Source organism: Deinococcus malanensis (assembly GCF_014647655.1).
Classification (GTDB): Bacteria; Deinococcota; Deinococci; order Deinococcales; family Deinococcaceae; genus Deinococcus; species Deinococcus malanensis.
Genome location: NZ_BMPP01000004.1, coordinates 76,249 through 100,435 on the forward strand (window position 1 = coordinate 76,249; position 24,187 = coordinate 100,435).

The 24,187-nt window shown below is 63.1% G+C and carries 19 protein-coding genes; 4 read left to right on the forward strand and 15 right to left on the reverse strand.

What is annotated here, in order from left to right:
- Window positions 1-49 precede the first annotated feature (49 nt).
- The gene (gene glgC, locus IEY49_RS05800; RefSeq protein ID WP_189005443.1) at window positions 50-1,291 is read left to right on the forward strand and encodes a glucose-1-phosphate adenylyltransferase; all 1,242 of its coding nucleotides are present in this window, start codon (window positions 50-52) and stop codon (window positions 1,289-1,291) included.
- 16 nt (window positions 1,292-1,307) lie between these two features.
- Here glgC and recQ read toward each other — a convergent pair whose 3' ends face one another.
- From recQ to typA, 4 genes are all read right to left on the reverse strand, one after another.
- Window positions 1,308-3,503: a DNA helicase RecQ gene (gene recQ, locus IEY49_RS05805; protein ID WP_189005445.1), complete on the reverse strand. Its 2,196-nt coding sequence runs from the start codon at window positions 3,501-3,503 to the stop codon at window positions 1,308-1,310.
- Between the two features lie 35 nt (window positions 3,504-3,538).
- A complete protein-coding gene (locus tag IEY49_RS05810; RefSeq protein ID WP_189005447.1) occupies window positions 3,539-4,060 on the reverse strand; it encodes a GNAT family N-acetyltransferase in 522 nt (173 codons plus the stop codon).
- Window positions 4,061-4,116: 56 nt separating this feature from the next.
- Window positions 4,117-5,052, reverse strand: coding sequence for a hypothetical protein (locus IEY49_RS05815; RefSeq protein WP_189005449.1), 936 nt, complete (start codon window positions 5,050-5,052; stop codon window positions 4,117-4,119).
- Between the two features lie 129 nt (window positions 5,053-5,181).
- On the reverse strand, window positions 5,182-6,963 hold the full coding sequence (typA, locus tag IEY49_RS05820) for a translational GTPase TypA (protein ID WP_189005451.1): 1,782 nt from the start codon (window positions 6,961-6,963) through the stop codon (window positions 5,182-5,184).
- Window positions 6,964-7,306: 343 nt separating this feature from the next.
- On the opposite strand from typA, the gene IEY49_RS05825 reads away from it, so the two are divergent.
- Window positions 7,307-8,953 (forward strand): methylmalonyl-CoA mutase family protein, encoded by a 1,647-nt coding sequence (locus IEY49_RS05825; protein ID WP_189005453.1) that lies wholly within the window; start codon window positions 7,307-7,309, stop codon window positions 8,951-8,953.
- A 56-nt stretch (window positions 8,954-9,009) separates the two neighbouring features.
- Here IEY49_RS05825 and IEY49_RS05830 read toward each other — a convergent pair whose 3' ends face one another.
- The 7 genes from IEY49_RS05830 to gap form a co-directional block, all read right to left on the reverse strand.
- The gene (locus tag IEY49_RS05830) at window positions 9,010-9,804 is read right to left on the reverse strand and encodes a Cof-type HAD-IIB family hydrolase (RefSeq protein WP_189005455.1); all 795 of its coding nucleotides are present in this window, start codon (window positions 9,802-9,804) and stop codon (window positions 9,010-9,012) included.
- Window positions 9,805-9,857: 53 nt separating this feature from the next.
- Window positions 9,858-10,751, reverse strand: a complete 894-nt coding sequence (locus tag IEY49_RS05835) for a PhzF family phenazine biosynthesis isomerase (protein ID WP_189005456.1) — start codon at window positions 10,749-10,751, stop codon at window positions 9,858-9,860.
- Between the two features lie 177 nt (window positions 10,752-10,928).
- Entirely contained in the window at window positions 10,929-12,266 is a 1,338-nt protein-coding gene (gene asnS / locus IEY49_RS05840) for an asparagine--tRNA ligase (protein ID WP_189005458.1), read from the reverse strand.
- Window positions 12,267-12,685: 419 nt separating this feature from the next.
- Complete coding sequence (gene tpiA, locus IEY49_RS05845; protein WP_189005460.1) at window positions 12,686-13,420, reverse strand: triose-phosphate isomerase; 735 nt, start codon at window positions 13,418-13,420, stop codon at window positions 12,686-12,688.
- On the reverse strand, window positions 13,421-13,735 hold the full coding sequence (locus tag IEY49_RS05850) for an NIPSNAP family protein (protein WP_189005462.1): 315 nt from the start codon (window positions 13,733-13,735) through the stop codon (window positions 13,421-13,423).
- The gene (locus tag IEY49_RS05855; RefSeq protein WP_189005463.1) at window positions 13,735-14,904 is read right to left on the reverse strand and encodes a phosphoglycerate kinase; all 1,170 of its coding nucleotides are present in this window, start codon (window positions 14,902-14,904) and stop codon (window positions 13,735-13,737) included. The genes IEY49_RS05850 and IEY49_RS05855 overlap by 1 nt, the downstream gene beginning before the upstream one ends.
- A 154-nt stretch (window positions 14,905-15,058) precedes the next feature.
- Window positions 15,059-16,054 carry a type I glyceraldehyde-3-phosphate dehydrogenase gene (gene gap, locus IEY49_RS05860; RefSeq protein ID WP_189005465.1) on the reverse strand — a complete coding sequence of 332 codons (996 nt, stop codon included), beginning with the start codon at window positions 16,052-16,054 and terminating at the stop codon, window positions 15,059-15,061.
- A gap of 201 nt (window positions 16,055-16,255) precedes the next feature.
- Between gap and IEY49_RS05865 the strand changes: the two genes are divergently transcribed.
- Window positions 16,256-17,668, forward strand: coding sequence for an aspartate kinase (locus tag IEY49_RS05865; protein WP_189005467.1), 1,413 nt, complete (start codon window positions 16,256-16,258; stop codon window positions 17,666-17,668).
- A 28-nt stretch (window positions 17,669-17,696) separates the two neighbouring features.
- On the opposite strand, the gene IEY49_RS05870 is transcribed toward IEY49_RS05865, so the two are convergent.
- On the reverse strand, window positions 17,697-18,407 hold the full coding sequence (locus IEY49_RS05870) for a phosphatase PAP2 family protein (protein ID WP_189005469.1): 711 nt from the start codon (window positions 18,405-18,407) through the stop codon (window positions 17,697-17,699).
- 193 nt (window positions 18,408-18,600) lie between these two features.
- On the opposite strand from IEY49_RS05870, the gene IEY49_RS05875 reads away from it, so the two are divergent.
- Window positions 18,601-18,747 carry a hypothetical protein gene (locus IEY49_RS05875; RefSeq protein ID WP_189005471.1) on the forward strand — a complete coding sequence of 49 codons (147 nt, stop codon included), beginning with the start codon at window positions 18,601-18,603 and terminating at the stop codon, window positions 18,745-18,747.
- A gap of 63 nt (window positions 18,748-18,810) precedes the next feature.
- Here the strand turns inward: IEY49_RS05875 and uvrC are convergent, their stop codons facing one another.
- The 3 genes from uvrC to hisS all read right to left on the reverse strand — a co-directional run bounded on the left by uvrC (window position 18,811) and on the right by hisS (window position 24,127).
- Complete coding sequence (gene uvrC / locus IEY49_RS05880; RefSeq protein ID WP_189005473.1) at window positions 18,811-20,664, reverse strand: excinuclease ABC subunit UvrC; 1,854 nt, start codon at window positions 20,662-20,664, stop codon at window positions 18,811-18,813.
- Window positions 20,665-21,053: 389 nt separating this feature from the next.
- On the reverse strand, window positions 21,054-22,793 hold the full coding sequence (gene aspS / locus IEY49_RS05885; RefSeq protein ID WP_189005475.1) for an aspartate--tRNA ligase: 1,740 nt from the start codon (window positions 22,791-22,793) through the stop codon (window positions 21,054-21,056).
- Window positions 22,790-24,127: a histidine--tRNA ligase gene (gene hisS, locus IEY49_RS05890; RefSeq protein WP_189005476.1), complete on the reverse strand. Its 1,338-nt coding sequence runs from the start codon at window positions 24,125-24,127 to the stop codon at window positions 22,790-22,792. Before hisS ends, aspS begins: the two co-directional genes overlap by 4 nt.
- Window positions 24,128-24,187: the final 60 nt, after the last annotated feature.

Sequence of the window (24,187 nt, forward strand, 5' to 3'; positions counted from 1 at the left end):
TGTTGCCCGCGGGCCGGACCCCTTTTCTTCCACATCTCAGGGAGCAGGCATGAAACCACGTGTTCTGGGCATGATTCTCGCTGGTGGCCAAGGCTCGCGCCTCGCACCGCTGACACAGAAGCGCAGCAAGCCTGCAGTTCCGTTTGGCAGCAAATACCGCATCATCGATTTCGCCATCAACAACTTTATGAACAGCGGCGTGTTCTCCATCTACGTGCTGACCCAGTACAAGGCGCAGAGCCTGACTGAGCATATCCAGCGCGGCTGGCGCTTCGGGACCTTTCTCAGCGACTACTTCATCACGCTGGTGCCGGCGCAGATGTACCGCTACGAGGAACTTGGGGCCGTCTGGTACCGCGGCACCGCGGACGCGGTGTACCAGAATATGCACCTGATCGACAACTTCGACGCCGATTACGTGGCCATCTTCAGCGGGGATCACATTTACAAGATGAACGTCGAGCACATGCTCGAGAAGCACATCGACTCGCGCGCTGACGTCACCATCGCGGCGTATCCCATGCCACGCAGCAACGCCCATCAATTCGGGGTGATGCAGGTGGACAAGGGATGGCGCGTCACCGAATTCATGGAAAAGGTGCCGGACCCGCCTGGTCTGCCGGACAACCCGGACCTGTCGCTGACCAGCATGGGCAACTACATCTTTTCCCGGCGCGCGCTCGAGGAACTGCTGCACACCAGCATCAGCGGCCAGGAAGAGGGTTTCGACTTCGGCCACAACGTGATTCCGCGTGCGCTGGCGGACGGGTATCACGTGCAGGCCTATGACTTTCACCGCAACCCCATTCCGGGGCAGTCCAATCCGAACCTGTACTGGCGCGACGTCGGCACGATCGACGCCTACTACGAAGCCAACATGGACCTGATCAGCATCAATCCGGAATTCGACATCTACAACCCCAGCTGGCCTCTGCGCACCAGCAGCGAGTTTTCTCCGCCAGCCAAATTCGTGCATGAAAGCGAGGGCCGCAAGGGTCAGGCCTTCAACTCGGTCATGGCCGGCGGAGTGATTATCAGCGGCGCCACCGTGCGTGACAGCGTGCTGGGGCGGAGTATCAGGGCGCACTCGTACGCCCTGATCGAGAACTGTGTCCTGTTCGATGACGTGGAGGTCGGGCGGCACAGCCACCTGAACCGCGTCATTGTCGATAAGAATGTCAAAATTCCGCCGGGCACCCGGATCGGAGTTGATCACAATGAGGACCGCGAGCGCGGCTTCACCGTGACAGAAAGCGGCGTGGTCGTGGTGCCCAAGAGCTACTCGTTCTGAGCTCCCGGCCTGCCGGTTAGTCGCTCAGCACGGCACGGACCGTCTGAACAATGCGTTCGCCGTAGGCTTCCATCCTCTTGGGTCCCAGACCCGGCAGCCCCCGCAGCTCGTCCAGGCTGCGGGGCTGACGCTGTGCCAGCGTTTCGAGCGTGGCATTAGGAAACACCAGGAAGGCGCTGACGCCGGCTTCGCTGGCCAGTTCCCGCCGTGTCGCCCGGAGCGCCTCCGCCACGGCTTCCACGCGGTCCTGATCCGGGCTGCTGACCGGCCCTCCGAGCGTATGTTCTTCAGCCCCACCGCTCCGGCCAGCCCCCTTCAAAATGTCCAGCACGGCCCGGTTGCCCGCCATCCCCCGGTCCTGGGCCTCGGCCTGAGCGTCCGGGGAGCTATTCAGATCACGCACCACCTGAAGTACCTCGTCGCCGTACTCGGTGAGTTTCCTCTGCCCCACACCGCTTACCGTGCCGAGGGTCGCGTGAGTGCCAGGTCGCAGCTCGGCGATCACCTTCAGCGTGGCGTCGGTGAAAATGACGTAGGGCGGCACCCCCTGTTGCCGTGCCTTGCTCAGTCGCCACTGACGAAGCGCCTCGAACAGCGGCTGGTCCTGTGCTCCTACACCCGCTCGTCCAGGGCGCGCCGAGTCACGCCTGCGCACACGTTCACGCGGCTGGAGGCTGTCTTCCCGCAGGGCAAGCGCCGCTTCTCCTTTCAGGATGGCGCGGGCCTTGCCTGTCGCACTCAGACCGTGGAATTCACCTGATGTAAGGTAGCCCAGGCTGGTGAGCTGTCTCAGCACGCCGCGCCAGTAGCGTTCGTCGTGTTGGCGTCCCACCCCGAAGGTCGGCAGCTGATGGTGGCCCATGGCCAGCACCTTTTCGGTCTCGCGGCCCAGCAGGACATCGGTCAGGTGGGCCGCGCCAAAGCGGTTGCCGGTTCGGATGGCCGCTGACAGCGCCATCTGCGCCTCGCGGGTGGCATCCTGCACGCGCGGCGGGTTCATGCAGACATCGCAGTTTCCACACGGCTCGCGGAGCTGCTCACCAAAGTAGTCCAGCAGGATCTGGCGCCGGCAGCTGGCCGCCTCGCAGTAGGTCAGCAGGGCGTCGAGCTTCCCGGCTTCCACCCGTTTGACCTCATCAGGGGCGTCACTCTGAGCCAGCATTCGGCGCACGTTGACCACGTCCGCAAGCCCGTATACCATCCAGGCAGTGCTGGGGAGGCCATCGCGTCCGGCGCGGCCAGTTTCCTGGTAGTAGCCCTCCATGCTCTTGGGCAGGTCCAGGTGCGCCACGAAGCGCACGTTTGGCTTGTCGATGCCCATTCCGAAGGCCACTGTGGCCACCACGATCAACCCTTCCTCGTTTAGGAACCGTTCCTGGGCGTGATTGCGCTCACGAGGCGAAAGCCCGGCGTGGTAGGCCACCGCATCCAGCCCCTGTGACTGCAACCAGCGCGCCGTTTCCTCCACCGATTTGCGCGAGAGGCAGTACACGATTCCGGCGTCACCAGGGTGCTCGGCGCGGATAAAGTCAAGCAGCTGCGCCTTGGGACCTTCCTTGCCCGCCACCCGGTACTGAATGTTGGGCCGGTCGAACGAACTGACGAACTGCGGCGCCCCATGCAACTCCAGCACGCGCAGCATGTCGGCCCGGGTACGTTCGTCGGCGGTGGCGGTCAGTGCCAGCCGCGGAACGTGCGGGAAACGCCTGGGCAGCACATGCAACTGCCCGTACTCGGGCCGGAAATCATGCCCCCACTGCGAGACACAGTGCGCCTCGTCAATGGCGAACAGTGCCACCTGCGCGCGTTCCAGCAGGTCCAGGGTGCGTGACACCAGCAGCCGCTCCGGGGCCACGTACAGCAGGTCCAGCTCACCGGCCAGCAGAGCCTGCTCGACCTCGCGTACGCCCTCAGGGCTCAGGCTGGAATTCAGGAACGCCGCACGGACGCCCAGTTGACGCAGGGCGTCGACCTGATCCTTCATCAAGGCAATCAGAGGAGAAACGACGACGCCTGTGCCAGGACGCAACAGACTCGGAACCTGATAACACAGACTCTTCCCGCCCCCTGTCGGCATCAGAACCAGCGCGTTGCCGCCCTCGATCACTGTTCGTACGATATCGGCCTGAACCCCCCGGAACGCGCTGTAGCCCCAGACTCGGTTCAACACCGCCAGGGCTTGGGGAAGTGAAGCAGGGGAGACGGCAGTCATCTCACCTAGCATAGCGCGTTACGCCATCAACGTAATCAGGATGTCGTGGCTGGCTCCTGAAGCATCAGCTGCATAAACACCACGTCCAGCCAGCGGTCAAACTTGCGCCCGACCTGCGACAGCTGCCCGGCCACCACAAAGCCGAAACTCTGGTGAAATCGAATGCTCGCGGCATTCTCGGCATCGACCGCGCCTAGCATCACGTGCAGGCCACGTGCCCTGGCCTCGGCAATCAGCGGCGCCATCAGGGCCCTGCCCACACCGCTGCCACGGCCTCCAGCCTGCACATACACGCTGTGCTCCACGGTACCGGCGTACCCGGCCTTGTCCCTGTAGGGCCCGAAGGTGGCCCAGCCCACCACATGGGTTTCCTGCTCGGCCACCAGCACCGGCCAGCCTGTGCCCTGCTTGTGGTCGAACCATGTCAGCCGGGATTCCAGACTGACGGGTACCAGATCATATGAAGCCGTGGTGTTGACGACCGCCTCGTTGTAGATCTCCAGGATGGCGGGCACGTCAGCCCGGTCAGCGCGGCGCACGGTGAGCTCGGCAGTCATGCAGGCAGTAAAGCAGCTTCATGGTCACCTTGGACACCGTTGCCCAAAGGGCCCGATCAAATCTTCAGGTCTTTGCCGCCTGTCCCGAACCGCTCTTCCAGGAAACGCTGGTGAGTCAGAAGGTCCTGACTGCTGGCTTGCAGGGCCCCGCCCAGCAGCTCCTGCACGGCTCGGAGCAGCAGGTCGAGCTGTTCTCTGAGCAGTTCACCGCCGGTTTTCCCATTCTGAAGTGGCGTCACTTCAGCCTGCTCTTGGGGCAGTTTCAGGTAGGCTCGGACGGCGGTCGGGGCATAGTCCTCACGGATGGCGCGAGCCAGATAAGCCCCCTCACTGCTGGTCTGGCCCCCGGACTGCAGGTGCGTCAGGGCCTCCTGCGTCCGTAGGTCCAGTGCCACGAGCCGGGCACGGACATCCCCCGGAAGCCGGTCATCCTGGTGCAGGGCCGCTAAAAGGCTGGCTGGTTCATTGACAGGAACAGGCTTAGCGGTCGACTGCACTGTCTGAGCCTTACGCCTGCTCGTACCTGCCGGCGACGTCTGCGCCGCTGAGGGTGCCACATCTGGAAAATGCCAGACCCGCCCACTGGTGTGCTCTGGCAGTGCTCCTGCAGGCGCCGAAGGCTCACGGTGACGCCGCCGGTTGCCCGCTGACCCCTGGTTCAATAACCAGAACGCCGCCATGACGGCCAGCGGGTACATGATCCACCCGGCGCCTAGCGCGCTGAAGACGAACGCGGCCACCAGCCCGGTGAACAGGGCTGCCCTGCGCCCTTGCCAGTTGCCAAAAGCCTGCGATCCGAAAAAACCCAGGAGCATGCCGGCTGCCGGGTGTACCACCCAGCTTGCTCCCAGCAGTGCTGCCAGGACCACCAGCCCGGAAGCCCGTGCCACAGCTTTTGCCCTGCGACCGCGCGACGAAAACATCACCCCAGGAAAATGAATCATGGCGAAGATGGCCAGAGGCAAGGCCAGCCAGTTCAGGACCTCGGGCATCAGTGTGTCCTCTGAAGGGTCGCACCGTTCATATGTTCAGGGTACGCTGATTGCCCTCGGCAAGTTCCCACCGATATTCAGCAAAGCGCTGGAGGCCGGACATTGTCCGGCCTCCAGTTGCAGCTCCGTTTATTTGCGGAAGCTGGGGTTCAGCACTTTCTTGCGCAGACGGATGCTCTGTGGGGTCAGTTCGACCAGTTCGTCATCTGCGATGTATTCCAGCGCGTCTTCCAGGCTCATGCGCTTGGGCGGAATCAGGGTCAGGGCCTCGTCGGCACCGCTGGAACGAACGTTGGTCAGCTTCTTGTTCTTGCAGACGTTGACGTTCATGTCCTGCTCACGGGCGTTTTCACCCACGATCATTCCCACGTACACGTCCTGGCCGGCATCGATGAAGAAGCTGCCCCGGTCCTGCAGTTTCCAGATGCTGTAGGCGAACGCAACGCCGTCTTCCATGCTGACCAGCGAGCCGTTCTGGCGGGTCTTGAGGTCACCGGCCCAGGGCGCATACCCGTCGAAGATGTGACTCATGATGCCTTCGCCCTGGGTCATGCTCAGGAACTGGGTCCGGAAGCCGAACAGCGCGCGCGACGGAATCTTGAATTCCACGCGGGTGCGGGTGCCCTGGGGCTCCATGTTCACCATCTGGCCCTTGCGGGCGCCCAGAACACCGATGACCGTGCTGGCATGATGCTCCGGCACGTCAATGACGAGGTGCTCGAGCGGCTCGTGCTTCTCGCCGTCGATCTCCCGGATAATCACCTGGGGCGCGCCGACCTGCACTTCATAGCCCTCGCGGCGCATGGTCTCAAGCAGGATCGAGAGGTGCAGTTCCCCGCGTCCGCTGACCTTGAACTCGTCGGGGCGGATTTCCTCGACCTTCAGCGACACGTTGGTCATGACTTCGCGCTTGAGTCGGTCGTTGATGTGTCGTGAGGTGACGTACTTGCCTTCCTTGCCCGCGAACGGCGAGGTGTTGGGCTGGAAGATCATGGAGACAGTCGGCTCGTCCACCGTGATGATGGGCAAGGCCTCGGGATCGGCCAGGTCGGCCACGGTCTCACCGATCTGGGCGTCCTCGATGCCGGCCAGGGCCACGATGTCGCCGGCCCCAACCTGATCGACCTCAATACGGCGCAGGCCCATGTGGGTAAACGGCTGCACCACGCGGGACTTGGTCATGGTGCCGTCCTTGTGCATCAGCTGCACAAATTCGCCCTTCTTGACGGTGCCGCGCTGAACCCGGCCCAGCACGATGCGGCCCAGGTACTCGGAGTAGTCCAGGTTGGTGACCAGCATCTGGAACGGCGCTTCCAGGTCAACGCTGGGAGAAGGAATCTGCTCGAGCACCATCTCGAACAGCTCGTGCATGTCTTCTTGCGGGCTGCTCAGGTCCTTGAACGCCTTGCCTTCACGTGCAATGGCGTACAGGATCGGGAAGTCCAGCTGGTCGTCATTGGCACCCAGTTCAGCCATCAGGTCGAACGTTAAGTTGACGACTTCTTCGGGGCGGGCATCCTGACGGTCAATCTTGTTGATGACCACGATGGGCTTGAGGCCCAGCTCGATGGCCTTGCGCAGCACGAAGCGGGTCTGGGGCATGGGACCCTCGGCCGCGTCCACCAGAACCAGCGCACCGTCCACCATGCCCAGCACACGCTCGACCTCGCCACCGAAGTCGGCGTGGCCGGGCGTGTCCACGATATTGATCTTGACGCCGTTGTATTCCACGGCCGTGTTCTTGGCCAGGATGGTGATGCCACGTTCCTTTTCCAGGTCGTTGCTGTCCATGGCGCGCTCGGCAATTTCCTCGCCGTGGCCGAGCTTGAGGGTCTGCTTGAGCAGTCCGTCCACCAGCGTGGTCTTGCCGTGGTCAACGTGCGCGATAATGGCGATGTTCCGGTATTCCATAACTCTATTCGCTCCTCGTGCCGAGCCTTGAGCAGCCAGCCGTGCGCTGGAATGCCGTCAGCTCTCTTCTCAGGCATAAAAAAGCCCGCCACACGATCGCGGGGCGGGACACCCAAACGTAGATTTTAGCAGATCTCAAGGGCAGACCGGGGATGTCGTCCCTTGCAGAGCGGCGGGCACAGGCAGAACCACTGTTTCAGCTTCATTTCCAGGGCCGTTTATGGGCTGCCACACACGTGCTTAGGAAAAGACTCTGCTACCCTGGAAGCAACCTAACGGGCGTTAGTTTTTTGCAACCAATTACCAAGATGCCGATCCTGCCTGTCTCCCCTGGAGGTGCCCCATGAAGACCAAGAACGAGTGGCTGCAAAGCGTCTACGAGCCTGCCGCGCAGAAATTTCCGGAGCGCAAGTACAACTTCAAGAACCTCTCGGACATGGACCCTGAGCCGATCTACACGGCGGACGACCTGTCCGGTTGGGACGCCGAACGGGACCTGGGCTACCCCGGCGAGTTCCCGTATACCCGTGGTGTGCAGCCCAGCGTGTACCGCGGCAAGCTCTGGACCATGCGCATGTTCGCCGGCTTCGGCAGCGCCGAGCAGACCAACGAGCGCTTTCACTCCCTGCTCAAAGCCGGCCAGACCGGACTGTCCACGGCCTTCGACCTGCCGACCCTGATGGGCTACGACTCGGATCACCCCTTCAGCAAAGGTGAGGTTGGCAAGTGCGGTGTGGCGGTCAGTTCTCTGGCAGACATGGAGATCCTGTTCCAGGGTATCGACCCTGAAGCGGTCACAACCTCCATGACCATCAACTCGCCGGCCAACGCCATCTGGGCCATGTACATCGCCAACGCCCAGAAGCAGGGCAAGGATCTGAGCAAGGTCGGCGGCACCATCCAGAACGACATCCTCAAGGAATTCATTGCCCAGAAGGAGTTCATCTACCCACCCGCTCCCAGCGTCAAACTGGTGATCGATACCTTCGAGTGGGGCCCCAAGGTGGTTCCCCGCTGGAATTTCATTTCAGTCAGCGGGTATCACATCCGTGAGGCCGGCGCGACCGGCGTGCAGGAACTTGCCTTCACCCTGGCCGACGGCTTCCATTACGTCGAGAAGGCCCTGGAACGCGGCCTGAACATCGACGAGTTCGCTCCGCGCATCTCGTTCTTCTGGGACATCCACAACGACTTCTTCGAGGAAATTGCCAAGCTGCGTGCCGCCCGCCGCATCTGGGCGCGTCAGATGCGCGACCGCTACGGCGCCAAGAACCCCAAGAGCTGGATGCTGCGCACGCACTCGCAGACTGCCGGGGTGTCGCTCCCGGCCCAGCAGCCTCTGAACAACATCGCGCGGGTGGCGATTCAGGCCCTCGCGGCGGTGCTGGGCGGCACCCAGAGCCTGCACACCGACGCCTTCGACGAAGCGCTGGCTCTGCCCACCGAGGAAAGCGCCGCCATCGCCCTGCGCACCCAGCAGATCATTGCCTATGAAACCGGCGTGGCTGGCGTGGTCGACCCCCTGGCTGGGAGCTACTACGTCGAGAAGCTCACCAACGACATTGAGGCCGCCGCCATGGGCTACATCGAGCAGATCCGGATGATGGGCGGTGTCGAGGCGGGGATCGACAACGGCTTCTTCCAGCTGGAAATGGCCGAGGCCGCCTATCGCTACCAGCGAGAAGTCGAAACCAAGGACCGTCTGATTGTCGGCGTCAACGAGTTTGTGCAGGATGCTGTGGAAGTTCCGCTGCAGATCATTGACCCGCAGGTCGAGGAACTGCAGGCCCGGCGCCTGGCCCAGGTCCGCCGCGAACGCGACCCGCAGCGTGCCACCGCTGCGATCGAAGCCCTGCGCGATACGGCCGTGACCGGAGCGAACTCCATGCCGGCCTTCCTGGAATGCGCCCATGCCTATGTGACCCTGGGCGAGCAGATGGACGTGCTGAAAACGGTGTACGGGGAGTACACCGAGCCCGTCCTGGTGTAAGCCGTTAACTCAGCGTCCCCGCCAATGGAATGGCGGGGACGCTGCTGTTTGGTCAGTTAAAGCGTTAGTGCCAGCTCGACTGCCTCACGGAGTCCACCCTCATCTACATGACCCACCGTGTGTCGGGCGGCCTGCCGCGCCGGCGCGTCCGCATTTCCCATCGCCACCGGATGGCCCACCACTCTCATGGCTGACACGTCGTTCTCGCCGTCTCCAACCATCATGGCGCGAACCAGGGGAACACCGTACTCGGCTGCAATCCGCCGGATGGCGCTGCCTTTGCTGATGCCGGCGCGCGTCACACTGATAAACATCACGTCAGGCATACCCGGGCTGCCAGCAGGGTGCAGATCAAGTCCCTCATGTGGGTCAGCCACCACCTGCTCTTCCTGTTCCCTCGGCACCACCCACTGGATCCTGACCGGCGTTCCACGCAGCTCTTCCGGGGACTGAGGGTCGTAGGGTACGCCCAGCAGGGCGGCATGCCGACGTGCCAGATCCCCCGGCTGGGTCACGGCCATCTCGGTATCGGAATAAACCTCCAGCAGGCGGCTCTTGGCTCTGGCCCGTTCCAGCAGTACAGGCAGCGCTTCTGGGGGAAACGTTTCTGACATGCTCTCGCCGCTCTTGGCGTGCACCACACTGGCACCGTTCTGAAACACGTGCCAGCCATCGGGGTCCAGCCGCCGTGCATACTCCAGGGCGTGCCCCAAAGCCGGCCGGCCGCTGCACAGGACGATCCTGACGCCGCGTGCCCGGGCGTCTTCCAGGGCTTTCCAGACATCGTCCCTGACTACATTGCTGGTCCCCACCAGGGTCCCATCGACATCCACACCGATCAGTCCAAGCATCCGGGCAGTGTAGGGGTTGGCGGGTAGCGTGTAGTGGCGTTGTTCCAGATGAGCTAACTGCTCAGGGGCCTCGTCCAGACACCTTCACGATCAAGAACTGCCTCGCCACCGACATGCACTGCGCGTACATCACGGCCCTGCAGTTCGACTTCAACCTCCACTTCCCCCGGAGTCCCCATGGCATGTCCCTGGGCGATCAGGCCACAGGCGCGCTCGCCCCGCACCGGCAGCCGCCCCTGCGACGCGAGCAGACCCAGCAGCGCACCAGCTGCGCTGCCGGAGACCGGATCTTCGGGAATGCCGACCCGGGGCGCGAAATCCCGGGTGGCGAACCGGTTTACACCGACGGGTGCATAGGCGTACAGGCTGGTGACGTCCAGCGCCTCAGTAAGCGCATGAATACGCGGCAGGTCCGGCTCCACTGCGTCCAGAATCAGCCGGTCGAGAAGGGGGACAACCACGCTCCAGCCACCGGTGCTCGCGGCAGCCAGCGGTAACCCCCGGTGAATCATGCGCGAGTCGATTCCCAGCGCTTCTGCGAGATCAGTATGCAGGCTCGCGGGCACGGAACGAACCTGGAGTGAAGGCTGCCGCATCCAGACCCGGCTGGGAACGCCCGCCTGACTATCGAGCCGCAAGGGCACCCGGCCCGCCAGAGTTTCCAGGTGCAGGGGTTGTCCCGTCCAGTGTCCTCCCTGGGCCAGAATGAGCCCCAGCGCCACCGTGGCGTGTCCGCAGAACTCTATTTCCTGCGTAGGTGTGAAGTACCGGACCCGGACGGCCCCAGGCGCAAGACGGGTGACGAACACCGTCTCAGGTGTGCCAACAAACGTTGCCAACTGTTGCATCTCCCGTTCGCTCAGGTCGGAAGCATCCAGCACCACCCCGGCCCGATTGCCATGCCCCGGGGTATTGGTAAAAGCGCAAACCTCGCTGTAGGCGATCATAAGAACAGTTTAGCCCACACGACATCAAACCAAGGAACAAAACTGTCACATAGGCGTTTTATCGTGAATCTATTCACATAAAGCGGTTCTTCCTGTTCTCGCTCTTTCCACTTCAGTCGTCCAAAGAAAGAAGGGTTGAGATCTACTGACTCAACCCTTCATGCCTTCCTGCTTCGTTCAGGGTCGCATGCGTGTAAGCATACGCGGGAATGGAATGGCTTCCCGGATGTGGTCGATCCCACTGATCCAGGCGATAACCCGCTCCAGACCCATTCCGAATCCCGCATGTGGCACGCTGCCAACCCGGCGGAGATCCAGGTACCAGTCAAAGGCTTCCAGTGGCAGTCCCTCATGCTCGATCCGGGACTTCAGCAGGTCGTAGTCATGGATGCGTTCGCTGCCGCCGATGATCTCACCGTAGCCTTCGGGAGCAATCATGTCGTCGCACAGGGCGACCTTGGGGTTCTCCGGGTCCGGCTGCATATAGAAGGCCTTGATGGCAGCTGGATACTTCTCGATCATCACGGGACGGTCGAAGTGGTGCCCCAGGATGGTCTCGTGGGGTGCTCCCAGGTCGTCGCCCCATTCGACCGGCTGGACATCCTCCTGTACGTTGGGTGGCAGGTCCTTGTTTTCGATGTGCTGCCGGACAATTTCGAGTGCCTCGGTGTAGGTCACGCGGGGGTAGTTCCCATTAGCCGCGCCCTGGAGTTTGCTGAGGTCACGTCCCAGAAGTTCAAGTTCGACCGCGCATTCTTCCAGCGCACGCCGCACAAGGAAGCTGACGAAGCGCTCCTGCAGGTCCATATTCTGCGTGTGGTTGCTGGGCGCGACTTCCGGCTCCACCATCCAGAATTCCAGCAGATGCCGCCGGGTCTTGCTTTTCTCGGCCCGGAAGGTCGGGCCGAAGGTGTACACCTTGCCAAAGGCAAACGCGCCGGCTTCGGCGTGCAACTGGCCGGTCTGCGACAGATAGGCCTTATCCTCGCCAAACAGGTCGATTTCAAAAAGTTCAGTGGTGCCTTCTGCTGCGTTGGGCGTAAAGAACGGGGCATCAAACCGCACGAAACCTTCGCCATGGAAGAAGTCCACAATGGCACGCTGTATGCAGTCGCGGATACGCATGATGGCCCAGGGGCGTCGGTGACGCAGCCACAGATGGCGCTGGTCCATAAGGAACTCGATTCCGTGCTCCTTGGGAGTGATCGGGTACTCGGCATGGTTTTCGCTGATGGGGGAGAGGCTCCGAACGCTCAGTTCAACACCGCCTGGAGCCCGCTCATCGGCGCGGACCTCGCCAGTCACGGTCAGCGCCTGTTCCTGCGTCAACCGTTTGGCCGACTCGAATACATCTTCTTCCACATCATTTTTGAACACTGTGGCCTGCACGAATCCACTACCGTCCCGGAGTTTAAGGAACTGGATCTTTCCCTTGCCGCTTTTGTCGGTCAGCCAGGCATGGAGCGTAACGGTCTCGCCCACGTGCTGCTTCAGGTCACGAATATTGCTGATCATCGGCGGTCAGTATAGGCGGGCTGGACAGAAGACAGACAGGCAGCGTCATTCCGCTTGTACTGGCCTAAGCACCACTGTTTGGGCCGCCACGGCTCCCTGAGTGTGGTCGCTTGTTTCCGTGGAAGGTGGAAGATGGAAAGGGGTGTCGTCATGCTGGAGACCACTGACCCTTGCCACGAGCATCGGTGCCTGACATAGCTCTGTGCACGTGCCTCCATGCCAGCAGACAGGAATATTTAGTGGCAAGGTTGAGGTCAGACCGGCCAGAGTACCCTTGCAACGCCCATGTATAGCCAGATGAAGCGCCATTACTACATTCTAGTAGGAACTCCAATTTTCACGATAACTTAATATCGTGAAACAATTCACTTACGAAACCTGCCCCCGCTTGAAAGGCGAGCGGGGAACGTTGACTCCCCCTACATCAGCGCGTCGTTCATACCGACGACATCGGCAACTTTCAGACTGGCCCCTCCGACCAGTGCACCATTGACGTTAGGTTTGGCGCAGATGGAGGAGATGTTGTCCGGCTTGACGCTTCCGCCGTACAGCACGCGGAGTCCTTCAGCAGCCTGACCGTACTGCTCCGACAGGGCGCTGCGGATAGCAGCGGCGAGCTCCTCAGCGTCCTCAGCCGTCGCGGTCTTGCCAGTCCCGATAGCCCACACCGGCTCGTAGGCGATGACGAGGTCTGTCCCGACCCCTTCAAGGCTGGCGCGCAACTGAGTCAACGTGTACTGGACGTGCTCTCCACGTTCACGCACCTCCAGTCCTTCACCCACACACACGATGGGTGTCAGACCGTGGGCCTGGGCCTGGCGTGCCTTGGCTGCGACGACAGCGTCCGTTTCGCCGTGGTACTCGCGGCGCTCGCTATGACCCACGATGGCGTAGGTTGCTCCCACGTCTCGGAGCATGGCTGCGCTGATCTCACCCGTGTAGGCCCCCGCTTCATGCTGGCTGACATCCTGTCCGCCGAAAGCCACGCCGGCCGGCAGTCCGGCTGCCAGGACTGGAAGCATGATGGCGGGGGCCATGACGGCCAGTTCCGCGTCACCCAGTGAGAGTGCGGAGGACAGTTCGGCAGCCCAGGCCTGGGCCTCCGAGGGGATCTTGTTCATTTTCCAGTTCAGGGCCAACAGATTTTTCGGCATTTACGGCTCCTGCCCGTCGAACACGGGCCTCAAAAAGGTTCGGTCATAGCGTGTCACGTAGGCTGGTAGCTGCTCGAAGAGCTTCTGACACACAGGATCGAGGGCCGACTGCTCGCGGTAGGCCTCGTATGCGGTCAGGCTGGGAAAGGTAAACAGTGCGTAGGCCACGTCCGAGGCGCCTTCGGAGGGGAGGAAGTAACCGTGGTGCTCCCCTCCGAACCGGCCGACCAGGGTAATCCACCTGCGCCCGTACGTTTCGAAATCGGCCAGATGCTCGGCGCGCACTTCGTAACGAAGCAGGCAGGTGACGGCCATCAGCGCATCGCTTCGACGCCAGGCAGCGCCTTGCCTTCCAGCAGTTCCAGGCTGGCGCCGCCACCCGTGCTGATGTGGTCAATCTGGTCAGCCTTGCCGCTCTTGTTGATGGCGCTGACCGAATCCCCACCGCCCACCACCGTATAGGCCTGATTCTTCAGGCTGCCCACCGCGGCTGCGACAGCATTGGTGCCAGCCGCGAACGCGGGAAACTCGAACACGCCCATAGGCCCGTTCCAGAACACCGTCCTGGCGCCGCGCAGCGCCTCAGTGTAGGCCTGCTGGGTGTCCGGACCGATATCCAGCCCCATCCAGCCTTCGGGAATCTGGTCGGCAGGGACGACCTGTGTGGCCGCGTCTGTAGCGAAGCGGTCGGCGGCCACCGCGTCGGTCGGGAGCATCAGCTTGTTGCCGAACTGCTCCAGCAGTCCGCGCGCATAGTCGACCTGATCGTCCTCGACCAGGCTGTTGCCGATCACGCCGCCACGCGCCTTGATGAAGGTGAACATCATGCCGCCGCCGATCAGCATGCGGTCCACCTTCGGCAGCAGGTTCTCGATGACCTTGATCTTGTCACTGACCTTGGCCCCGCCGATGATGACCACATACGGCGATTCAGGAGACTCGGTCAGGCGGCCCAGGGCTTCGACCTCGGTCTGAAGCAGCGCGCCTGCCGCGTGGGGGAGCTGGGCGGCCACGCCGCTTACCGACGAGTGCGTCCGGTGGGCACTGCCGAAGGCATCCAGGACGAAGGCGTCGCCCAGGCGCGCGAGTTTCTGGTTGAGGTCCGAATTGTTCTTCTCCTCGCCGGCCTCAAAGCGCACGTTTTCCAGCAGGGCCACCTCTCCAGGCTGCAACTGCTGCACAGCCAGGAGCGTCTCTTCGCTTCCCGGAAGGCTGGCAATGAACTTCACCGGCCTGCCCAGGACCTGTTCCAGCACAGGCGCCACGGGCTTCAGACTGTACTTGTCTTCCGGACCGCCCTTGGGCCGACCGAAGTGGCTCATCAGCACCACCGAGGCGCCGGCATCCAGCAGGGCCTTCACAGTAGGCAGGCTGGCGGTGACGCGGGTATCGTCCTGCACTACGCCATCCTTGACCGGCACGTTGTAGTCCACCCGCACCAGCACGCGTTTGCCTTTTACGTCCAACGAACTCAGATGCTGCATCTAAACCTCCTGGGAAGATTGAACAGGGGAGGCAGAAAGCACGGTTGCCGGCTTTCTGCCTCCCCCTTCACGCCGGGGCGGCCTGGCTTGAAGCTGGAACCTCCGCCTGATGGTGCGGTACAGCTCCGCCTGCTGCCCCCCGGCGTGGCCTGCCTTAGCTGCCTTTTTGCTGAACGAGCTGCACGAGGTCGGCAATGCGGTTGCTGTAGCCCCACTCGTTGTCGTACCAGCTGAAGAACTTCACCAGGTTGCCCATGGCCATCGTGAGCCCGCCGTCGATGATGGCGCTGTGGGGATCGCCCACGATGTCGCTCAGCACGATGGGATCTTCGGTGTAGGAAATGATGCCCTTGTGGCTGCCTTCGGCGGCCTGACGGAACACGGCGTTGACCTCGGCGACCGTCACTTCACGGCCCAGGATCACCACCACGTCGCTGATGCTTCCGGTGGGCGTGGGCACGCGCAGGCTGGTGCCGTCGAACTTGCCCTTCAGCGCGGGGTACACCTGGGACACGGCCTTGGCCGCACCGGTGCTGGTGGGGATGATGTTCACAGCAGCTGCACGCGCGCGGCGCAGGTCGCTGTGGGGCAGATCCAGCACGCGCTGGTCGTTGGTGTAGCTGTGGACGGTGGTCATGATGGCTTTCTCGATTCCAAAAGCCTCATCCAGCAGTTTCATCGGTGCGCCCAGGCTGTTGGTGGTGCAGCTGGCGTTGCTGATGATGTTGTGATTCTTGGGATCGTAGTCCTGCTCGTTGACGCCCAGCACCACGCTGAAGTCCTCGTTCTTGGCGGGGGCGGTGATCAGGACCTTCTTGGCGCCGCCGGCAAGGTGCTTGCTGGCGCCCTCGCGGTCGGTAAAGATGCCGGTCGACTCGATCACGATCTCGGCGCCCAGCTCGCCCCACTTGATGTTGGCGGGATCGCGCTCGGCCAGTGCCTGGATCTTCTTGCCGTTGACGGTCAGGCTGGCTTCGTCGAACTCGACGGTGCCGTTAAAGCGTCCGGCGGTGCTGTCATATTTCAGGAGCGTGGCGAGGGTACGGTTGTCTGTCAGGTCGTTGATGGCGACGACCTCCACACCACGCGCTTCAAGAATGCGGAACACCAGACGACCAATGCGGCCAAAGCCGTTAATGCCTACCTTCATGCTGTGCCTCCAGTCTTGAGGGCCCCTCCGCTTGCCGGAGAAGATCACCTCGCATATCGCAGTGTAACGCCTCTCGCAAGTGTGCAATTGGTGTGTTCTGGACACCAAGGGAATTGTGAACCAGGTGCATGATTCCGCTCCTGAGCCGTTGCTCAGACGCCTGCCTCCGGCGGCCGGGCAGCCCGGGGCATACTGCGGCTCATGGCTTACTCGCTTCTGGTGATGAAATTCGGCGGGACGAACATGCAAGACGCCAGCGCGATCCGGCACAGCGCCTCCCTGGCCAGGCGCAGTGTCCACGAGGGCATCCGGGTGGTGGTGGTCGTCTCGGCCATGGCCGGCGTCACCAACGGTCTGCTCAAGCTGGCAGACGCCGCGCAGGCCGGGGACATCGCGGCTGCCAACGATGAAATCGCGGCCATGCGCACCCGGCACTTCACGGCCGCCCAGGAACTCGGCGCCTCGCCTGACAGTGCCACCGTCCGCGAGATCCGCGAGATGCACGAGACCCTGCGTCAGGCGGTCTACGGCGTGTACCTGCTGCGTGAACTGACCCTTCGCTCACGCGACCTGATCGTGGCCTTCGGTGAGCGCCTGTCCGCGCCGCTGATGGCCCTGGCCCTGGAGCACTCCGGCCTGCGGGCCCATCACCTGACCGGTGGCGAGGCAGGTATCCTGACCGATACCCACTTCGGCAACGCCAAGCCACTGGCCGGCACCTATGAGCGCGTCAAGGACCGCCTCAGCGGCGTGCTGAGTGCCGGCGTCACTCCGGTGGTCGCGGGCTTCATGGGTGAGACCGACAAGGGTGCGATCACCACCCTGGGGCGAGGCGGCACCGACTTCAGTGCCACCATCATCGGCAAGGCCCTGGGGGCGGACGAGGTCTGGGCCTGGAAGGACGTGGACGGCGTCATGAGTGCTGACCCCCGCGTGGTGCAGGACGCGCGCAACATCGAGGTCCTGAGCTACGGCGAAGTGATGGAACTGGCGTACTTCGGCGCCAAGGTGCTGCATCCTCTGGCCGTCACCCCGCTGCAGGAGAGTGGAATCCCGCTGCGGGTCAAGAGCGCTGCCGATCCTGATTTCCCGGGCACCCTGGTGCAGGCCGACGCCCTGGACGACGGCCGACACCCGGTCAAGGCGGTGACGGCCATCCGCAATGTCAGCATCATCAACGTCAGCGGCGCTGGTGCCCTGGGGGTACCGGACGTTGTGGCCAGCCTGTTCGCGGCGATTGCACGTGAGAACATCACCCTGCTGATGGTCTCTCAGAGCAGTTCCATGAGCAACGTCTCGCTGGCGGTGCAGAGCAGCGACGCGGAGCGCACCCTGGGTGCCCTGCGCGGTGCGGTGACCGCCGAGCTGCTGGTGGAGGAACAGTCGGGGGTGGCGGTGCTGGCCATCGTGGGCAGCGGCATGCGTGGCCAGCGCGGCGTGGCCGCGGGCCTGTTCAGCGCCCTGGCCCAGTCCGAGGTCAATATCCTGATGATCTCGCAGGGCAGCAGCGAGCTGAACATCAGCGTGGCCCTGGACGGAGCCCAGGTCGAAGAGGCGACCCGCGCCGTGCACCAGGCTTTCCGCCTGGGCGAACAGCCCGCCGCGGTTCACTAGGCTGCTGTTCTTCCATGGGCGCCCCCGGTCACAGCCGGGGGGCGTCCGCCCGCTGCGACTCCTTGACAGTCAGGGACGGCCAGCGGGGCCGCATCAGCACGTACAGCCCGCAGACCCACGCCGTGCTGGCCAGAAAGCCCACCAGGACGTCGGTGGGATAGTGGACCCCCAGGTAGTTGCGGCTTGATCCGATACACACCGCCCAGACCAGAGCCGTCAGCGCCACGGGCCAGCGGACGCGGGTGCGCCAGAAAATCAGGGTGATGGCCAGGCTGAAGGCAGCGTTGGACATGCTGTGCCCGCTGGGAAAGCTGAATCCCGGTTCCTGCAGCACGGCCCCGAGGAGGTCCGGGCGGGGCCGCGAAAACACCGCTTTGGCCAGCAGGTTAAGCAGGGTTGCGCCTATCACGCTCAGCACCAGGAACCAGCCGTGGGGCCGGCGGTGCTGCAGGGCCAGCAGCCACGCCGCCAGCAGTGTGATGATGGGCAGAGACGGAACCCCGGCCACCGTACCAAGTGCCTGCGCGGTGGCGGTGACTTCCGGAGTGCGGCGTTCCCGATACCAGTCCAGTATCGCCTGGTCCCAGGCGAAGCCCCCGTTTCGGAACACATCCTCAATCAGGTTGGCGATCAGAACCAGCGGCGTCAGGACGCCCAGCAGCAGCAGGGCCAACGCCTTCCAGTGGCGCTTGAGGAAGGGCAGCAGTTCCAGGCGCACCCGAGCTGACATCACCGCCATTACACGCCAGACTCCTCCTGGAAAGACTTGCGGGAATCTTTAGCAGACCTCGCCTGTCCACTCTGTAAGCCAGTGTGCTGAGCTTCCACTGCGCGGCTGGCGCATGTGCCGGAAGGGGGCCAGAAGGCACCATAAGGGCACTTCGGGCCGGCCAAGGGTGCCAGTGGGGCAGCGGCGCGACAGGACACAGATCATGCAACCCTATATTGAACTTGCCCAGCAACGGGCCCAGGCCCTTCGCCAGGAAGCCGACCAGCTTCGCCTTATTCAGGAAGCCCGACCCGCCAAACGCCGGAAGAGCCGGATCCCCGCCCTCCTCGGCCGCCTGCGCCTCGCATGACGCTTCAGGTCACTTCCATTCGCCGCCCACTTCGAATGAAGTGGGCGGCTCCACGTGGGCTCCTCAGCGGGTAATGGGCGTCTGGTTGGCGGCCCGCTGCGCCAGAAAGGTCTTAACGCTCTGCGCCGCGCGTGTGGTCATGCCCGGGACCGCCGCAATCTGCTCGACCGGCGCAGCCGCCAGGTCCTCCAGGCTGGTGAAGTGCTCCAGCAGGGCGTCCTTGCGTTTCTGTCCGATTCCCGGCAGGTCGTCGAACACACTCCGGAGCATGTCCTGACCACGCAGTTTGCGGTGGTAGGTCACCGCGTAGTTGTGCACCTCATCACGCACGCCGATCAGCATGCGCAGCGCCGGATGGGTCTGGGGCAGCAGCAGTTCCCGGTCAACCCCAATTTCGGTCCCGGTTTCCAGCCACCACTGCGCGCCGTAACGCCCCGGCAGGATCAGACGTTCCTCGCGCTTGGCCAGCCCCACCACCGGCACCTGAAGTCCAGCCTCACGCAGGGCGTCCAGAGCGGCGTTTACCTGCCCGCGGCCGCCGTCGATCAGAATCAGGTCTGGCAGGGGCAGCTTGTCTGCCAGACTTCCGGTAAAACGCCGGCTGATGGTCTGTTTCATGCTGGTGTAGTCGTCCGGATGGTCCAGGCCCCGCACCTTGAAGCGCCGGTGCTCGCCGCGTCGTGCCCGCCCGCCTTCAAAGACCACCATCCCCGACACGATGTTGGTGCCGAACAGGTTGCTGTTGTCGTACCCCTCGATCCGCCAGGGACGATCAGGCAGTGCCAGAGCCTCACGCAGGGCGTCGAGGCCGGGGTGGTCACCGCGACGTTCCAGCAGTGCCAGTTCGGATTCCAGCCCGGTGCTGGCGTTGCGCTGCGCCATTTCCACCAGATCCACCTTGTCACCGCGCTTGGGGGTGCGCATCTCGATCCTGCGTCCGGCCTTCTCCGAGAGAAAGGCGCTCCAGATCGGTGCATCGTCGAAATCGGCCGGCAGCAGGATCAGTGGTGGAACATGCGTGGCCTGCGTGTAGTAGTCCTGTACGAAGGCCTCGACGATTTCGCCCAGCGGGCTGTCCTCAGTGCCGGTCAGAAAGCGCTTGTCGCGCCCCACGACCCGCCCGCCCCGCATCCGGAACAGCTGAACCATGGCGTATTCGCCGGCTTGCGCCGCTCCCAGAAAATCAAGGTCCGTCTCGTCACTCACAAAGGCGTGCTGCTCGGTCCCAAACAGCTTCTCTACGGCTTGCACGCGGTCACGCAACCGCCCCGCCTGTTCGAAATCCTGGGCCAGTGCCGCCGCCTTCATGTCCTCCCTGAGCCTGGCAATCACCGGTGCCGCCCGGCCTTCCAGCAGGCTCTTGACGTCTTCGACCACCCGGCGATAGTCGTCCACTGCGGGGGCGTCGATACAGGGTCCCAGGCAGCGGCCCATGTGGTAGTTCAGGCAAGGCCGGGCTTTTTTCTGCAGAGGCAGCCCGGAGTTCTTGCGTAGCGGGAACATGGTGTCAATCAGGTGCTTGACGCGCCGCACTGCCGAAGAATCCGGGTAGGGGCCGTAGTAGCTGCCGCCATCCTTGAGAACACGCCTGGTCACCACCAGCATCGGATAGGTTTCGCTGGTGAGTTTCAGAAACGGGTAGTGCTTGTCGTCCTTCAGCGTGACGTTGTAATGCGGCCGATGCTGCTTGATGAGGTTGGCTTCCAGGACCAGAGCCTCGACTTCGTTTCGGGCGGTGATGAACTCCAGCGAGTCGGCCAGTTTTGTGAACTTGCCGCTCTTGCCGCCGGCCTTGAAGTGCTGACCGACCCGTGAGCGCAGGTTGTTGGCCTTCCCGATATAGATCGGCGTCCCTCCTTTGCGGAAGATGTACACGCCAGGTGTGGTGGGCAGCACGGGGAGGTCATCAAAGTGCATTCCGGACAGCATAGGGGAGAGGGCTGCAAATGACGGGAAGCCGGCCTACGAACGGGTTGCAGCTGGAGCCTTTGTCCTTGGTAGAACCTTCCACGACAGGCCTTTTCGCGTACGGGTGCGATTACGGACGCTCAGGCCTTCGGCTGCTGTGATCTGGGAAGTCCCAAGCCTGGCACGGCTGTGACGGGTACACGACGGGCCGAGGCACATTCAGGAGTTGAACAAGAAGATGATTGCTCTGGACGCGAGTAAAACGTCAGTTATGCCAATGTTTTCCTACGATAGGGTGGCCACATAGTCCTCCGGGAACCGAAATTTCACAATCCGCATGTATCGTGAATACTTTCACTTGCGCAATGTACAAGGAGAGGGTTATGCCCCTCCCTTCCTTATGATCCAGCAGGGGAGAGCACGCCCACCCCAAGCTCAGCCAGTTGAGTATCATCAACTGTTGAAGGCGCCTCAGCCATGAGGTCGGTGCCACGGTTGTTCTTGGGAAATGCAATCACTTCGCGGATGCTGCTCGCGCCGCTCATGACCATAATCAGGCGGTCAAAGCCCCAGGCAATTCCGCCATGTGGAGGCGTTCCGTACTCCAGGGCGTCCATAAAGAACCCGAACTTCTCGCGGGCCTGCGCCTCGGTAAAGCCGATAGCTTCGAACATCTTGGTCTGAATGGCAGGATCGTGAATCCGGACGCTTCCACCACCGACTTCGAAACCATTGAGAACCAGATCATAGGCCTGTGCCCGGATCTCGCCTTGGCGCGGGGTCCCGAACAAGGCGGCGTCCTCCGGGTGCGGAGCGGTAAAGGGGTGGTGCATGTAGGTCCAGCTTCCGCTGTCCTCGTCGAATTCGAGCTGTGGAAAGTCGGTCACCCACGAAACGTGAAAGCGTGGGCCAGTGCCGGCTAGGTCAAACAGGTCCCGCAGTGCCAGGCGCACAGCACCCAGAGCCGTTACGGCCTTTTTCCATTCGCCGGCGGCAAACAGCAGGGTTCCGCCGTTGTGCACCCCGCTGCGCCCGATCAGCTCAGCCGCCACGCTGCCGACAAATTTGCTGATTCCGCCAGTAAAGCCGTCGCCGTCGCGCTTGAGCCAGGCAAGACCGCCGGCCCCGTTTTGCCTGGCGACCCGTTCCAGTTCGTCGATCTGCTTGCGGGTCAGTTCAGGAGCCGCGAGGACCTTGACACACCCGGCTGCCGCAAAGGCCTTGAATTCGCCTCCCTGAAACAGGTCCGTCACGTCCGTGAAAGCCGATTCGAACCGGAGGTCGGGTTTGTCCGAACCGTAGCTGTCCATCGCCTCAAAGTAACTGAGACGCGGAAACGGACGGGGGAGATCGACGTCCAGCGTGGACTTGAACACATGGGCCATCAGCTCTTCCTGAATCTCCAGCACGTCGTCCTGCTCGACAAAGCTCATTTCCATGTCGAGCTGGGTGAAGTCCGGCTGACGGTCGGCACGCAGATCCTCATCGCGGAAGCAGCGGGCAAACTGGTAATAGCGGTCATAACCGGCGATCATCAGCAGTTGCTTGAACAGCTGCGGCGACTGAGGCAGGGCGTAGAACTCGCCGGGGTTCAGGCGGCTGGGCACCAGGAAGTCGCGTGCACCCTCCGGTGTGGACTTGGTCAACATCGGGGTTTCGACCTGCACAAAGCAGTTGGAGTCCAGGAACGCCGTGATGGCCGCCATGGCCCGGGAGCGCAGCAGCAGATGCCGCTGCATCTCAGGCCGTCGCAGGTCAAGGTAGCGGTATTTGAGGCGGATGTCCTCTGCCACGCTTTCGCCCTTATCGAGCTCAAAGGGAGGCGTCTTGGCCGTGTTTAGTACCTTTACCTGCGAGGCGATGACCTCGTAGTCCGCCGCGCCCCCCTTGCGCTGGTTCTCCGGGCGTGCCCGGTAGCGCCCCTCGACCTCGGTCACGTACTCGGCGCGCAGCTGGTCGGCCTGAGCAAAAGCCGGAGAGTCCGGCTCGACCTGCACCTGCACCACTCCGCTGCGGTCACGCAGTTCCAGAAAGATCAGGCCGCCCAGGTCGCGGCGACGGTTGACCCATCCCTGCAAGGTCACGGTCTGGTCAAGGTGGGAGGTGCCGAGCTGTCCGATAAGGGCGGTGCGTTTCATGCCGTCTCCTGCGTGGTGCTGAGGACAGGTGACGTCTGGTCCGCCTGCCCTTTGAGAAAAGCCTGCAGGTCACGGGTATGGACCCTGGACTGCTGGCCGGTCTGGAGGTTCTTGATGCTCAGGGTGTCCTGCGCGACTTCATCGGACCCGATCAGGGCAATGAAGCGCGCCCCCCGCCGTTCGGCGTCCCGGAAGGCGGCAGCGGGTTTCATGGCGCGGTAGGCGAATTCAGCACGTACCGTACGGCGGGTGGTCAGGGCAACCGTGGCCGCGTAGGCGACGTTCTCCTCGTCCAGTGCTGCGACGTACAGCAAAGGCCCTGAGGTCTCGGGCAGCGCCACGCCTTCAGCGTCCATGGCCAGCAGCAGACGCTCGATGCCGAAAGCCCAGCCGATACCCGGAACTGCTTCCTTGCTGCCCAGCTCCTGTGCCAGACCGTCGTAACGCCCGCCTCCGCCCAGCGCGGATTTTGCGCCTACGCCCTCGTGATGCAGTTCCCACGCGGTGCGCCGGTAGTAGTCCAGGCCCCGCACGATGCTGGGGTCCACGTCGTAGCTCACGTCCCAGGCGTCCAGGTAGGCCTGCACCTGTTCGAAGTGCGCCCGCGCGCCCTCGCCCAGGAAGTCCAGCATGGGCCGCACGCCGAGCTGGGCGATCAGTGCCTGGTCGCCTTCGCTCTTGCTGTCCAGGATCCGCATGGGGTTGCGGTTCAGGCGGTCCTTGCTGTCGTCGGAGAGCGCCTCCAGGTGTGGAGTGAAGAGCTCGCGCAGGTAGGTGTTGTAGGCCTCGCGGTCTTCAGGGTCACCGATACTGCCCAGCTTGATTCTGACCTTGGTGACGCCCAGCGCCTGCACCACCTCAGCCATCAGCGCAATAGCCTCGGCGTCCACCAGCGGGCCTGCGTCGCCAAGCACCTCATAGTCCACCTGATGAAACTGCCTTAACCGGCCCCGCTGCTGCCGCTCCGCGCGGAACATGGGGCCATGCGTCCAGAGCTTCAGGGGAGCCGGGAGCTGCTTGAGCCCGTTTTCCAGATAGGAGCGCACTAGGCCCGCCGTGCCCTCGGGCCGGAGAATGTAACCCCCGTGGTCTCCGAAGTAGTACACCGTGAACATCTCCTTGCGCACGATGTCGGTGCTGCCGCCGACGCCCCGCTGCACCAGCTCGGCCTCCTCGAACAGCGGCGTGTCGGTGAACTGGGCGCCGGCACGTTCCAGCACGTGCCGGGCCGTTTCACGGACAAATGTGAAGGCCGCCGCGCGGGTGTCCAGACTGAGTTTCGGGCTGCCGTCCGGCAGGTGGTCCTGGGTCCCCTTGGGACGCTTGATCGCCATAACAGAGGAAGTGTAGCGCCCGCTGCCATATCCTGCCCACGGCGCCGCAGAATCCGGACA